This is a genomic window from Acinetobacter sp. ANC 3813 (assembly GCF_002135435.1).
Classification (GTDB): domain Bacteria; phylum Pseudomonadota; class Gammaproteobacteria; order Pseudomonadales; family Moraxellaceae; genus Acinetobacter.
In genome coordinates, this window is record NZ_NEGK01000002.1 from 342295 (window position 1) to 355907 (window position 13613).

At 41.2% G+C, this 13613-nt stretch carries 12 protein-coding genes; 9 read left to right on the plus strand and 3 right to left on the minus strand.

Translation table 11 applies throughout. The features are described 5' to 3' along the window. Positions 1-21 precede the first annotated feature (21 nt). Positions 22-1305, plus strand: coding sequence for a phosphoribosylamine--glycine ligase (gene purD / locus B9T34_RS04420; protein ID WP_086211955.1), 1284 nt, complete (start codon positions 22-24; stop codon positions 1303-1305). A gap of 53 nt (positions 1306-1358) precedes the next feature. On the opposite strand, the gene B9T34_RS04425 is transcribed toward purD, so the two are convergent. After that, the gene (locus tag B9T34_RS04425; RefSeq protein ID WP_086211956.1) at positions 1359-2585 is read right to left on the minus strand and encodes a hypothetical protein; all 1227 of its coding nucleotides are present in this window, start codon (positions 2583-2585) and stop codon (positions 1359-1361) included. A 263-nt stretch (positions 2586-2848) separates the two neighbouring features. On the opposite strand from B9T34_RS04425, the gene B9T34_RS04430 reads away from it, so the two are divergent. Next, positions 2849-3406: a GNAT family N-acetyltransferase gene (locus tag B9T34_RS04430; protein ID WP_086211957.1), complete on the plus strand. Its 558-nt coding sequence runs from the start codon at positions 2849-2851 to the stop codon at positions 3404-3406. 198 nt (positions 3407-3604) lie between these two features. On the opposite strand, the gene B9T34_RS04435 is transcribed toward B9T34_RS04430, so the two are convergent. Next, complete coding sequence (locus B9T34_RS04435) at positions 3605-3925, minus strand: pyrimidine/purine nucleoside phosphorylase (protein ID WP_086211958.1); 321 nt, start codon at positions 3923-3925, stop codon at positions 3605-3607. 479 nt (positions 3926-4404) lie between these two features. Next, positions 4405-4545, minus strand: a complete 141-nt coding sequence (locus tag B9T34_RS18850; protein ID WP_171265117.1) for a hypothetical protein — start codon at positions 4543-4545, stop codon at positions 4405-4407. Between the two features lie 30 nt (positions 4546-4575). Between B9T34_RS18850 and B9T34_RS04440 the strand changes: the two genes are divergently transcribed. The 7 genes from B9T34_RS04440 (at position 4576) to cysE (ending at position 13538) form a co-directional block, all read left to right on the plus strand. Then, on the plus strand, positions 4576-5448 hold the full coding sequence (locus B9T34_RS04440; RefSeq protein WP_086211959.1) for a MetQ/NlpA family ABC transporter substrate-binding protein: 873 nt from the start codon (positions 4576-4578) through the stop codon (positions 5446-5448). Between the two features lie 72 nt (positions 5449-5520). Continuing rightward, complete coding sequence (locus tag B9T34_RS04445; protein WP_086211960.1) at positions 5521-6546, plus strand: methionine ABC transporter ATP-binding protein; 1026 nt, start codon at positions 5521-5523, stop codon at positions 6544-6546. Continuing rightward, the gene (locus B9T34_RS04450) at positions 6543-7238 is read left to right on the plus strand and encodes a methionine ABC transporter permease (protein WP_086211961.1); all 696 of its coding nucleotides are present in this window, start codon (positions 6543-6545) and stop codon (positions 7236-7238) included. The genes B9T34_RS04445 and B9T34_RS04450 overlap by 4 nt, the downstream gene beginning before the upstream one ends. 269 nt (positions 7239-7507) lie before the next feature. Continuing rightward, positions 7508-8134, plus strand: a complete 627-nt coding sequence (locus B9T34_RS04455; RefSeq protein WP_086211962.1) for a hypothetical protein — start codon at positions 7508-7510, stop codon at positions 8132-8134. A 130-nt stretch (positions 8135-8264) separates the two neighbouring features. Continuing rightward, complete coding sequence (dnaE, locus tag B9T34_RS04460) at positions 8265-11837, plus strand: DNA polymerase III subunit alpha (RefSeq protein ID WP_086211963.1); 3573 nt, start codon at positions 8265-8267, stop codon at positions 11835-11837. Positions 11838-11893: 56 nt separating this feature from the next. Beyond that, positions 11894-12736 carry an RNA methyltransferase gene (locus B9T34_RS04465; protein ID WP_086211964.1) on the plus strand — a complete coding sequence of 281 codons (843 nt, stop codon included), beginning with the start codon at positions 11894-11896 and terminating at the stop codon, positions 12734-12736. Then, positions 12729-13538: a serine O-acetyltransferase gene (gene cysE / locus B9T34_RS04470; RefSeq protein ID WP_086211965.1), complete on the plus strand. Its 810-nt coding sequence runs from the start codon at positions 12729-12731 to the stop codon at positions 13536-13538. Before B9T34_RS04465 ends, cysE begins: the two co-directional genes overlap by 8 nt. Positions 13539-13613: the final 75 nt, after the last annotated feature.

Genomic DNA, 13613 nt, shown 5'->3' on the forward strand with positions numbered 1-13613 from the left:
ATTCTTTTGAGGGATTTTTAGATGAATATTTTAGTTTTGGGTAATGGCGGACGTGAACATGCGCTAGCATGGAAAATCGCGCAAGATGACAAAGTCGCAAAAGTATTTGTAGCACCGGGTAATGCCGGCTCTGCAACTGAAAATAAATGCGAAAACGTTGCCTTAAATATTTTAGACAATGCTGCGATTATCGACTTTGCGAAAAACAATGCAGTTGATTTAGTTCTTGTAGGTCCTGAAGCGCCGCTAGTCAACGGTGTAGTCGATGCCTGCCATGAAGCGGGTGTAAAAGTTTGGGGTCCGACTCAATTTGCAGCACAGCTTGAAGGTTCAAAAGCTTTTGCCAAGCACTTCTTAAAACGCCACAACATTCCAACTGCTTTCTATGACGTGTTCACAGAAGTTGATGCAGCCAAAGCTTTTGTAGAAAAAAATGGCGCGCCTATCGTGATCAAGGCTGATGGCCTTGCTGCAGGTAAAGGCGTGATTGTTGCCATGACCAATCAAGAAGCATTTGATGCAATTGATGACATGCTTGCAGGCAACAAATTTGGTGATGCTGGCTCACGTGTTGTGATCGAAGAATTCTTAGCAGGTGAAGAAGCATCTTTCATTTGCATGATTGATGGCGACAACATCCTGCCTATGGCAACTTCACAAGATCACAAGCGTATCTTTGAAGGCGACCAAGGTCCAAACACTGGCGGTATGGGAGCTTACTCTCCTGCGCCTGTTGTGACGGCTGACGTTTTTGAAAAAGCCATGAAAGAAGTGATGCGCCCTACCGTTGAAGGTATGAAAAAAGACGGCCATGTTTATACAGGTTTCTTATACGCAGGTTTGATGATTGATGAACAAGGTCAACCAAAAGTGATCGAGTTCAACTGCCGTTTTGGCGATCCTGAAACTCAGCCAATTATGATGCGTTTAAAATCATCTTTAGTTGATTTAGTTGAAGCTGGTATTGCAGGCAACCTTCCTGCGGAAGCTGAATGGGATGAGCGTAAGACTGTAGGTATCGTACTTGCATCCAAAGGCTACCCTGAAACGTCTAGCAATGGCGACGTAATTTCTGGTTTAGACACAGAAATGGCAGATGCGAAAGTATTCCACGCAGGTACAAAAGCACTTGAGAATGGTGACATTGTGACTGCTGGCGGTCGTGTACTTTGCGTGACTGCACTTGGCAATACAATTGGTGAAGCACAAGCGAAAGCGTTAGAACTTTGCCAAAAAGTAACGTTTGATGGTGTTCAATACCGTAAAGATATTGGTTACCGCGCAATTACACGTGAAAATGCTTAATACAGTTTAAGCATTAAAAAACCCCGCTCAGTGCGGGGTTTTTTATATCTCAACTAAATTTTTTCAAATAATTCAGTAGCAATTTTTCGTGCTAAATGATCTCGCTCATCCGATAATTCATCTAAATCTACAGCATACTGAATTGCTTCACGACCTGCTATTTCCATAGGCCCATAATCATCGTACACTTCCCCTGTATAAGCATTGTAAGCTCGGAAATTATCTTGTGTGAAGTCAACTTCACACATTTGAGCTAAATAAATATAGATCCAAGCTTCCTCTCTATCTTTAAACATTTCTTCATAAAGAAAATACTCCATAGCATTTAGATCACCTTGATTACACAAATAGCGAACTTGGTTATAAATTGTCTCAGAATCTGCATCAAAATTGATTTCATTAAGGTTTAATGGACTATCTTTGATATAAGATTCAAACTGTTCAGCTTGTTTTAAATATTCCTCATACTGTTCTTTATTCTTTTTCGTTTGATCAGACTTAATATATTTTTGCTTATCATTATCCCAACTACTACCAAAATTTGAACCACTTCTACCATAAGGGCCAATTTGATTTGCTAAATAGCGATAATAACCACCTAACAGAGCATAAGCATCAGGATTATTACGATCTTTTGCGTAAGAAATTATTTTGTCTAAATGTTTACCTATAATTTCAAAATCTAATTCATCTGAATCGAAATAGCCATCATCTAACTCAGAGAGTACTTCAAGAGATTGAACTAAACCATTATTGAAATCGATATGACTTAAAGAATATCTAATATCCTTAAAATTTATTACTTCTACGTTCAACCACTGCAACTCCCTATAAACAGTTTTAGCAATTGCTACGTAAGTTTCTTCTGAAAGCTGCAATTTCAATAAACTTTGCAGTTTACTCATAATGTTCTTAATAAACTCTAGAAAATGGCGGCCTTCATAATCATCCCAATGCAATTCATCTTCATCATAGTCTGAATAATTACTTTCAGGTGGGTTTAACAATATTTCTAAAGTTAAAGCATCAACTAATTCATGCTGATAGCATTTTTCGGAATCATCGTATACAGCATCAATTAAAAGATTCTGAGCAACAAAAGAGTTATAAGTTTTATAACCTAGATTCAAAGCAATTAGTTCATAAATATGTGAACGACTAATTTTTACAGGATGTTTATCTTGAATTTTTTTAGATAATTGAAATGCGAATTCTTGAATAGACATAATTTTCTCTACTGCCAACTCTAAACTCTTTATACAAAGAATCTTTGGTGTCATAAGACTTTTAGCAACGCATGTTTAAATGCTAAGAACCAAACGAGTTGATACTTAAGAAAATTAAATTTCGGTATGACTTAAAACTAAGACATTAAATTTTTGAATCCCTTTTCTACTCATGCGTAAGTACGGTAGGCGACCTTAATCCAATATTATCCAATCTCATATTTCTTTGCAATGATATTTCTCAGGAATCAAAAAACTTAATATCACCTAAAATAAAACATGCTAAATTTTTCTATAATTAAAATTTAACTCTAATTATGACAAATTTAATCCAAACCCCTCGCCTCATTCTCCGCCAATGGCAAGACTCCGACACTGCCCCATTTATCCAAATGTGCGCAGATGACGACGCCATGCGTTATTTCTCTAAAAAATTCGATGCTGATGTAGCCACCTCATTTATGCAGTGCATACGCGATGCCATAGATACACGCGGTTGGGGTTTATATGCCGTTGAGTTGAAAACCACAGGCGAATTTATTGGCTTTATCGGATTACATATTCATCCACCTGAGTTTGAAATAGCAGACGCACCCGAAATTGGTTGGCGATTACTACCGCAATATTGGCATCAAGGTTATGCCACCGAAGGTGCAAAAGCCGTACTGAAACATGCTTTTAGAAACCTAAGATTAGATAAAGTCATTTCCTTTACAGCAAGTTTAAACACACCGTCAGAACGTGTGATGCAACGCATTGGTATGCAAAAAGTCCGTGAATTTAATCATCCACGTGTACCAGCGGATCATCCATTAAACCGTCATGTATTGTACGAAATACATCGTAGTGATTATTTGCACATTCCATTTTGCTAATTCAATTATTTTTTAAAGCAGTACAAAAACACTTTAACTTTGCCAGATAGTCACTTTTGACGGCGTTCAATACCGTAAAGATATTGGCTACCGTGCGATTGCTCGTGAAAATACTTAATCATTCATTTGATTAAGAAAAACCCCGCTGCGTGCGGGGTTTTTCATGCTTAGGAATGCATACAAGATATACAGCCAACATCAATCAAAATGGCAAATATAATCAACAACTTCTTTCACTAGTATTTTAAATTGGCTGTTCATAGGAACTACAAATGACTGACCTGTGGCATATAACACGTATTCTGTTTCCTCTCCAATTTGGACTAAACACTGACCCGAAGTGATTTCCACACGCTCATTGACATGAGTCTTGAAAATTAAAGCCTGCTCAGAAGGTAGAAACACACCGATTGTCTTTTTTGAACCATCCTGCATTTGCAGTAAATGACTCACAGAACGTCCACCATAATGAATGGTTGGCTTTTTTTTCACTGAGACAAAATCAAATTGATCAGACATCACAAGCCTCTATATTAGAATTTTCACAAAATTTATAATCTGTTTATTGAACCAATATATTTGAATTGATGAAGTTCCGCAATTTTTTAACCATGCAAAAACATCGTAAAAAAAGAAATTTCCAATTCAAACCAAATCGAAATTTACCACATAAATTTAGGGTATAAAGATACAACAGCAACCTAATATTATGGCTTCTGCACTGAAGTAAATATCTTTAAGATAGAACAGCATATATGCCAGCACACCACATATTCCAAAAACAGATAAGCAATCCAATAAATTTTACAAATTTAAGATATGCATAACTACATCTTTTCTGAAGGATTCATTTAACCAAAGCAACTGTTTTAATTGTTAAAATCTCAGAAATGCTAAAAAACCTCAGATTTCATTCATTATATCCAACACTTAGCCCCTCTATGTATAATTTTAATTTATTGGTATGATAAACAAATCTTTAGAATCTGTTTTAAAAATTACAATTCATTTGAAACAGGTTTTAATTCCAGAATGTAATGAACATCGTTATTACTGTTAGTCCAATGCGCTGCAGCGATAATGATGTACAGCAAAGTTAAAAATTCGACTTTAAGCGTCGAGAATGCAATGGACTCCATTCTCTTGCATTTCCTAATTGGGAATTATTCATGAAAAAGCTGTTTAGCGTATTACTCAGCGCATCTGTGCTGACCCTTTCTGCATGCGGAAAACAAGAAGCGCCAAAAACTGATGCTGCTCAAGCTGATGCTGGCAAAGAACAAGTTGTGACTATGGCTTCTACTGGTTCAGATGCTGATGTTTGGCGTTATATTGCTTCTTTGCCTGAAACTAAACAAGCTGGCATCAAGCTTGAAGTGAAAAACTTCACTGACTACGTGTCTATGAACACTGCAGTAGCAAACAAAGAAATTGATGTAAATGCATTCCAATCTTATGCATACATGGTTGCTTTCAATGACAGTAATAAAGAAAAAATTGCACCGCTTTCTACAACTTACTTAGAGCCTATGGGTATCTACTCAAGCAAAATCAAAAAACTTGATGAGCTTAAAACAGGCGCAACAATTGCTATTCCTAATGATGGCGCAAACGAATCACGTGCTTTATTGCTGCTTCAATCTGCGGGCCTTGTAAAATTAAAAGCTGACTTTAACAATGTTAAAGGTACAACTGCAGACGTGACTGAAAACGCGAAAAAAATCACCATTAAGCCAATTCAAATGGCGACAGCTGTTCGTGTTAAAGACGAAGTTGATGCGATTGTTCTAGGCAATACTTTGGCAATGGAAGGCGGCTTAAACGTATTGAAAGATGCTGTTTACTACGAGCCAATTGATCAAAGCACAAAAATGAACGTAAACGTTCTAGCTGTTGCTGCGGGCCGTGAAAATGACGAAACGTTGAAGAAAGTGGGCGAGCTTTACCACACTCCAGCAGTTGCAAAATATGTTCAAGATCACTTTGGCGGTACAAAAGTTGATGTTAACAAGCCAACTAGCTACCTAACTGACGCAAAATAGTTCTATACTTAGTGCATCTAAACAGGCAAATTCATTTTGCCTGTTTTTCTTTTATCTATAGCTTCTGACGATATGATTCAATTTAAAAATATTTCAAAGCATTTTGAGCTGAAAGGCCAAACCGTAAAAGCGCTGGATCAAATCAATCTAGACATTCCTGACGGCTGCATCTTTGGCATCATCGGCTACAGCGGTGCTGGCAAAAGTACACTCATCCGCCTGATTAATTTGCTGGAGCGGCCAAGCCAAGGGCAAATCATTATCAATGATAGAGATTTTACAGCCTTAAATGCGTCTGAATTACGTCAGGAGCGCACCAACATTGGCATGATTTTCCAGCACTTCAACTTACTGCAAACTAAAACAGTTGCGGAAAATATTGAAATGCCGTTAAAACTGCTGGGCGTATCTAAGGCTGAACGGCAGAAACGCCTCGCTGAACTGCTGGAATTTATTGATCTGAAGCATAAAAAAGACGCTTTTCCGGATGAATTGTCTGGCGGTCAAAAGCAGCGTGTCGGCATTGCGCGCGCATTGGCGAATCATCCTAAAATTTTGCTGTGCGATGAAGCGACTTCAGCTTTAGACCCGCAAACCACACAGTCTGTTTTAGCATTGCTAAAAAAAATCAATCAGGAACAAGGTATTACCATTGTCATGGTTACTCATGAAATGGATGTCATTGAATCTGTGTGTGATTATGTGACTGTGATGGAACAAGGCAAAGTGATTGAAACGGGTTCTACATTGGAAATTTTCAGTCAGCCTCAACATTCTACGACCAAAACTTTTATTCAAACTGTATTGCAGCAGCAGCTGCCTGTTAATATTTTAAATAATCTTGAAAATCAAAATCATAACAGTATTTATAATTTACAGTTCTTAGGTACTTCTGCACAGGAAACTGTAGTTCAAGCTGTTATTAAACAGTTTGATATTAGCCTAAACATTTTATTTGCCAATATGACTGAAATTAATGGTTCAGTCATTGGGCAGATGTTTGTACAGCTCTTAGGCGACCCTGAAATTATTCAGCAAGCTGTCGCTTATTTTGAAGCGCAAGGCGTGAAAGTTTCACAATCCGGAGTAGCCGCATGAGAGATTTAATCGTTCAATGGCTGACTGATGTCACTGCGCCTTTCTGGAAAAGCTCACTGTCTATCGATCAGTTCGTGACTGCGCTGCAAGAAACTTTCCACATGGTGTTTTTCGCCATGCTGTTTGGCTGTATTTGGGGTTTTATTCAAGCCATCATTTTATTTATCAGCCGTCCAGCGGGGATTTTACCTAACCGCCTGGTCTATCATGGTCTAAACCCAATTGTGAACGCATTGCGCTCCCTGCCCTTTATCATCCTGCTGATTGCAGTGATTCCGCTAACTAAAGTGTTAGTCGGCACTTCTATTGGTACTTGGGCGGCAATTGTGCCTTTAACCATTTATGTAGGACCATATATCGGCCGTCTTATTGAGACTTCTTTACTCGAGGTCAACGATGGCATTATTGAGTCTGCCCAAGCTATGGGGGCATCTCCTTGGCAAATTATTTTTAAATTTGTATTGCCTGAATCCCGCAGCTCACTCATTTTAAATTTAACCACAGCAACCATCAGCCTGATTGGCGCAACGGCAATGGCGGGTGCGGTCGGTGCAGGCGGTATTGGTGACTTAGCAATTTCTTATGGCTATCAGCGTTTTGACACCAGTGTGGTTATTTTAACCGTCATTGTATTGCTGATTTTAGTGCAGCTGGTACAAAGCCTTGGTGATTGGCTGTCTAAAATGCGTTAAGCCTTTAATACTGTATTTATTTTAGAACCCTCTTCGGAGGGTTTTTTATCGCTCGAACTTTAAGGTCCTTGAAATCTGTCAGTCCATATAAATAAAGTGATTGATCTAGCTCCCTCAGCAAGCATGAACTTAAAGTGAATCGAATGAGTATTTTTTTGTCCTGCAAGCCCTTTCTTAATAATAGCCTTAGACAATACAATCTACAGTCATAGACCCATTGATGGGCATTTATAATTTCAGCAATTCATAAATAACAACAGGTTCAAGTAATGAAATATCCTTTGGTTTTAATCCCTTTTATTTTGATCTGCAATAATGCTCAAGCAACCATCGCGCCATATGACTACATCAGCAGCATAAAAGTAAATGGCATTGAACTGGGATCGCCTGTCCCCGCTTCTCAAGCAAATGCCCTGCTGAATAAAAGCCCAGCTCATTTAAAATATGACTATTCAGAATGTACAGGCAATACTGAATTTTCAACCCAAACAAATGAAAAATATTTAAAATTTGAAATTTTTTCTGAGGATAATCCTCAAGTCAAAAATTACCAATTCTATAAAAATAAAAACTCATTTTCCCAGCTCGGACAGACCAAAGGATATGTTTGGCTGGAATGGGGGCAGGCAAATAAAATTACAGACAAAATTCAAATCGGTCAAAAAACCATAACGGCACAATATAGCTTTCAGCAATTTAAAAAGGATTTCCCGAAGAGTGCAAAATTGGCAGAAAACAATCTGCCCGCTTATGTGATTCTACTCCCGCCTTCAGTTCTTAAATCCGCTTTAAAAACACCTCAAGACTATGATTTACCCTACATTGGAAACTTAGCATTCACATTCAAAAATGGAAAACTGGTGAAATTCCTGATTAATCAAGGCATTGCTTGCTAAATACTGACCAGTCCAGCGCGTTTATTGAACTTGCAGCGAACAGACAAAACTTCGCCAATCCCGTTCAATAAACGCAAGTTTAAGCCCAGAGCATGCTAAAATAGTCAGCTGTTTTCGCAGGGACTCATTTATGCACTTTGTTCATCTTGGTATTTATACAGAATTTTCGATCACTGAATCTATTGTACGCATACCTGAACTTGTAAAAGCTGCGGCGGCAGATGAAATGCCTGCTTTGGCGCTTACAGATTTGTCCAATTTGCACGCAGCTGTAAAATTTTATAAAAAATGCTTAGATAAAGGCATCAAGCCTATTTTTGGCTCAACCATCCGCCTGAATGATGCAGAGCATAGAATTACCCTGCTTTCCATGACCAAAAAAGGCTGGCGCAGCCTAACTGAGTTGGTCTCTGAGGGCTTTATCAGCGGGCAGCAGTTGGACATCCCCTGTGTCCAAAAAGACTGGATTTTAAACCAGCATGAAGACCTGATTGTTCTACTTGGCCAGCACAGTGATGTCGGCAAAATGCTTCTGACTTCAAATCCACAAAAAGCTGAACCGCTGCTGCAAGATTGGATTGAAAAGTTTGGCAATCGTGTTTATCTTGCTTTAACGCGAACCAACCGCCCCGGCGAAGAAGACTTTATTCAAGAAGCCGTAAAGCTGGCAAAAAAATACGGCATTGGCGTTGTTGCGCATAATGATGTTCACTTCGTAACACCTGAAGATTACGAAGCACATGAAGCCCGCGTCTGTATTGCCGATGGATATGTTTTAGGCGATGACCGCCGCCCTAAAAACTACAGTCCAGAGCAGTATTTTAAAACTGGCGCTGAAATGGCTGAATTATTTTCAGACATCCCCACCGCAATTGAAAATACTTACTACATTGCACAGCGCTGCAACGTTTCACTGCGCCTCGGTTTTAACGATTTACCGGATTATCCAATTCCTGATGGCCACACCATCGACACCTACTTTGAACATTTGTGTCAAGTCGGTCTGGAAGAACGCCTCGATTTTCTATATCCAATCAATAAGCGCGGTGAAGATTGGCCAGACATCCGCAAGCCTTATGACGAACGCCTTGATTTCGAAATCAAAATTATTTTGCAAATGGGCTTCCCTGGCTACTTCCTCATCGTTATGGACTTCATTCAATGGTCTAAGGGCAATGGCGTACCCGTTGGTCCCGGCCGTGGTTCAGGCGCAGGCTCACTGGTTGCATACAGTTTAAAAATTACCGATTTGGATCCGCTGCGTTACGATCTGCTCTTCGAACGTTTCTTGAACCCAGAACGTGTCTCGATGCCCGACTTTGACGTCGATTTCTGTATTGCTGGACGTGACCGCGTGATTGACTATGTGGCCCGTACCTATGGCCGTGAAGCTGTGTCGCAGATTGCGACTTTTGGTACCATGGCTGCCAAAGGCGCAATTCGCGACGTCGCGCGGGTATTAGGCAAATCCTATGGTCTTGCAGACCGTGTTTCAAAACTGATTCCAACCAAACCATTAGGTTTGACGCTGGAAGAATCAATTGAAGCCGAACCGCAGCTCAAAGATGTTGTGACTAATCCCTCTAATCCAGACTACGACGACGCATCTGAAATCTGGGAAATGGCGCTAAAACTCGAAGGCATTACCCGAAACACAGGTAAACATGCCGGCGGTGTAGTGATTGCGCCGACAAAACTGACTGACTATTCGGCAGTTATGTGTGATGCCGATGGTACTGCCCGCGTTGCCCAGTTCGATAAAGATGACGTAGAAGCGGCGGGACTGGTGAAGTTCGACTTCTTGGGCCTACGTAACTTAACCGTTATTGAAGATGCGATTAAGCATATTAATGCGCGTCCAGATGTTACAGAACCTGTCGATATTTCCTATATTCCACTGGATGATCCAATTGCTTATGATGTATTTGCGAAAGCAAATACGACTGCAGTATTCCAGTTTGAATCCGTCGGCATGAAAAAAATGCTGAAAGAGGCGCGCCCAAGTAAATTCGAAGAAATTATCGCCTTCGTATCCTTGTACCGCCCAGGCCCTATGGATCTAATTCCAGACTTTATCTTCCGAATGCACGGCGGAGAATTTGAATACCTGCATCCATTGCTTGAAAAAGTACTTGAGCCGACCTACGGCATTATGGTGTACCAAGAACAGGTAATGCAGGCTGCGCAGTTCTGTGCGGGCTATACGCTGGGCGGTGCGGACTTACTGCGCCGTGCCATGGGTAAAAAGAAAGTCGAGGAAATGGTCAAGCAGCGCCAAACCTTTATTGAAGGTGCCGCTAAAAAAGATATTGATGCCGACACAGCTAACCATATCTTTGACTATATGGAAAAATTTGCTGGCTACGGTTTTAACAAATCGCATGCTGCTGCCTATGCCCTCGTTGCTTATCAGACTGCATGGCTGAAAGCGCATTACCCAGCAGAGTTCATGTCTGCAGTCATGACATCGGAAATGCAGAACACCGATAACGTCGTCTTTATTATTGATGACTGCCGCACCAATGGCTTAGAAGTCCTGCCTCCTTCAGTAAATATGTCACTGTATAATTTCCATGCCAGCGACCCTAAAACCATTGTATATGGTTTAGGCGCGATTAAAGGCGTAGGTGAAGCGGCTATGCAATCCGTGATTGATTCACGTATTCATGAAGGCCCTTTCCGTGATTTATTCGATTTCTGCCACCGTATTGATTTAAAGAAAATCAATAAGCGTACTTTGGAAGCTTTAATCCGTGCAGGCGCATTGGACTGTTTAGGCATTGAACGCTCAAGCCTTATGACACAGCTGCCTGAAGCTGTTCAGGCCGCAGATCAGGCGCGCAGCAACCGTGAAACAGGCATTATGGACTTGTTTGGCGAAGTCGCTGAAGTACAGCGCAAACCAGCAAAACCCGTTAAGCCTTGGTCAGATGAAGTACGCCTTAAAGGTGAGAAAGACACTCTTGGGCTCTATCTTACGGGTCACCCGATTGATGTATACCGCCCTGAATTAAAATCATTTATTTCACAGCGTATCAATGAATTAACCCCTACACGCCGCGGTGTAACGACTGTATTTGCTGGACTAGTGGTCGATGTCGCCAACTTCCCGAACCGGATGATGATTACATTGGATGACGGTACAGCACGTATTGAAGTTTCTGCCAATCATGAACGCTTCCAGCGCTTCAAAGACATTATTCAAGCTGATAAAGTCGTGGTGATTGAAGGTGAAATATACGAGCGTGAAGGATTTGACCGCCCGATGGGCCGCTTAAGCAAGGCATTCAGCTTGAACGAAATCCGTCAAAAACGCGCAAACTGCATTCGAATTACATTAAATGCAGAACATATCAGTAAAACGCTGACCCAAGACATTCAGAAGATGATTACACCTTACTGCAATGTCGATATGTGCAGCCATATTCCATTGCAGTTCAAACTTGACTTTGATTACGCCAAAGCAGAACTGCATTGCGGTGTCAGCTGGAATATTGCACCGTTGGATGAAGCCCTCAGCAAACTGCGCGACTACTTTGGCAAAGAATCTTTGTATATTGAATATCAAGTGAAATCTAAAGCAGCCAAAGCGGTCAGTTATGAGCAGGCTCAGCCTGCAAATATCCCGCCTCCGCCTGCAGATATGAGTATGGATGACGCGATGGATTTATATCAGGCAGACACAGTAAATCAATATTCTTGATTTGCCTCTGTTCTGCAGCAAAGTTAAACATTTAAAAATTCAAATTTGGAACAAAGATGAGTCAAATTGACAATGCGGCTGTTTCAGCGCATCTCTCTCACGTGCGTATTGTAATGGTGAATACCACTTTGCCCGCCAATATCGGCAGTGCATTAAGAGCCATGAAAACCATGGGGCTGTGCAAATTGGTGCTGGTTGCGCCTAAAACCTATCCGCATCCAGATATTGATGCGCTTGCAGCTGGCGCAACAGGTTTAATCGAACAAATTGAAATTGTCGAAAGCTTAGAAGAAGCGATTAAAGACTGTCATATTGTATTTGGCACCAGCGCACGTACCCGTACGATTCCATGGCCTTTACTGGACGCGCGCCCCGCTGCAGAATTGTCACTCAAAGCCGTCTCAGAAAAGCAGCAGGAAGTTGCAGTGATCTTTGGCCGTGAAGACCGCGGACTCACCAATGAAGAATTGGCAATGGCCAATTACCACGTGACTATTCCAGTCAATAGTGATTACGGCGTATTAAACGTTGCGCAAGCCATTCAAGTGATTTGCTATGAAATGCGTATGGCGGCGATGGCCCATGTAGAACAAGGCGCAAACCCCGATGCGCAGATGCATGTTACAGATGACATTGATATGCAATGGGATGAACCATTAGTCACGCATGAGCAAATGGAACAATTCTACCCGCACATCGAAAAAATGCTGGCTGATATTGAATTTATGGACCCAAAAAATCCAAGATTATTGCCTTTGCGCTTGCGTCGCCTATTTGGACGTATACAATTAGATCGTATGGAATATCATTTACTTCGCGGTATATTTACCCGAGTACAGGCCCTGAATAACGGCACATGGAAAAAATCGAAGGATAAAGAGGATCAATCTAATGCTTAAACAGCTCAAAGAAGATATCCAAGCTGTCTTCGCGCGCGATCCTGCAGCACGAAACACACTTGAAGTCTTAACCACCTATCCGGGCATTCATGCTCTGATCATGCACCGTGTCGCGCATGAACTATGGGTTAAAGACTGTAAAGGCTCTGCTCGCCTGCTATCTTCTTTCAGCCGTTTTGCCACTGGCATTGAAATTCATCCCGGTGCAAAAATTGGCCGCCGCTTTTTCATTGATCACGGCATGGGTGTTGTGATTGGCGAAACAGCGGAAATTGGCGATGACGTCACTCTCTATCACGGTGTAACCCTTGGCGGAACAACGTGGAATAAAGGCAAGCGTCACCCGACATTAGAAGACGGTGTAGTGGTTGGTGCCGGTGCAAAAATACTTGGCCCTTTTACTGTAGGTAAAAATGCAAAGGTGGGTTCAAATGCAGTTGTGACGAAGGAAGTTCCTGCAGATACGACTGCTGTGGGCAACCCTGCACGCTTCATTACCAAAAACAAACCAAAAGATGATGAAGAAAATCACCGTCGGGATTATGCAGAAAGCATCGGCTTCCAAGCTTATGCTGCTACACAAGATCAGTCTGACCCGATTTTGGAAGGAATGCGTGTTTTGCTTGACCGTATCCAGATGAATGAAAAGCGTATGAACACCTTGTGCCAGCGCCTATCACTGCTTGATCCGACCTTTAAAAAGCAGCAGCTGAACGAACGGCCTTTCAGTGATGAAGAGTTAAAAATCATCGAAGAAGCCCGCCGTGAATGTGAAGCGCAAAGCGGTCAATCTAAAGCCTGAATTATCAGTTGAATAGTGCACAAGTGCTGAGCAACTGGCTTGCATGTTGATCAGAGTTTTTTTAGACTGACCAAC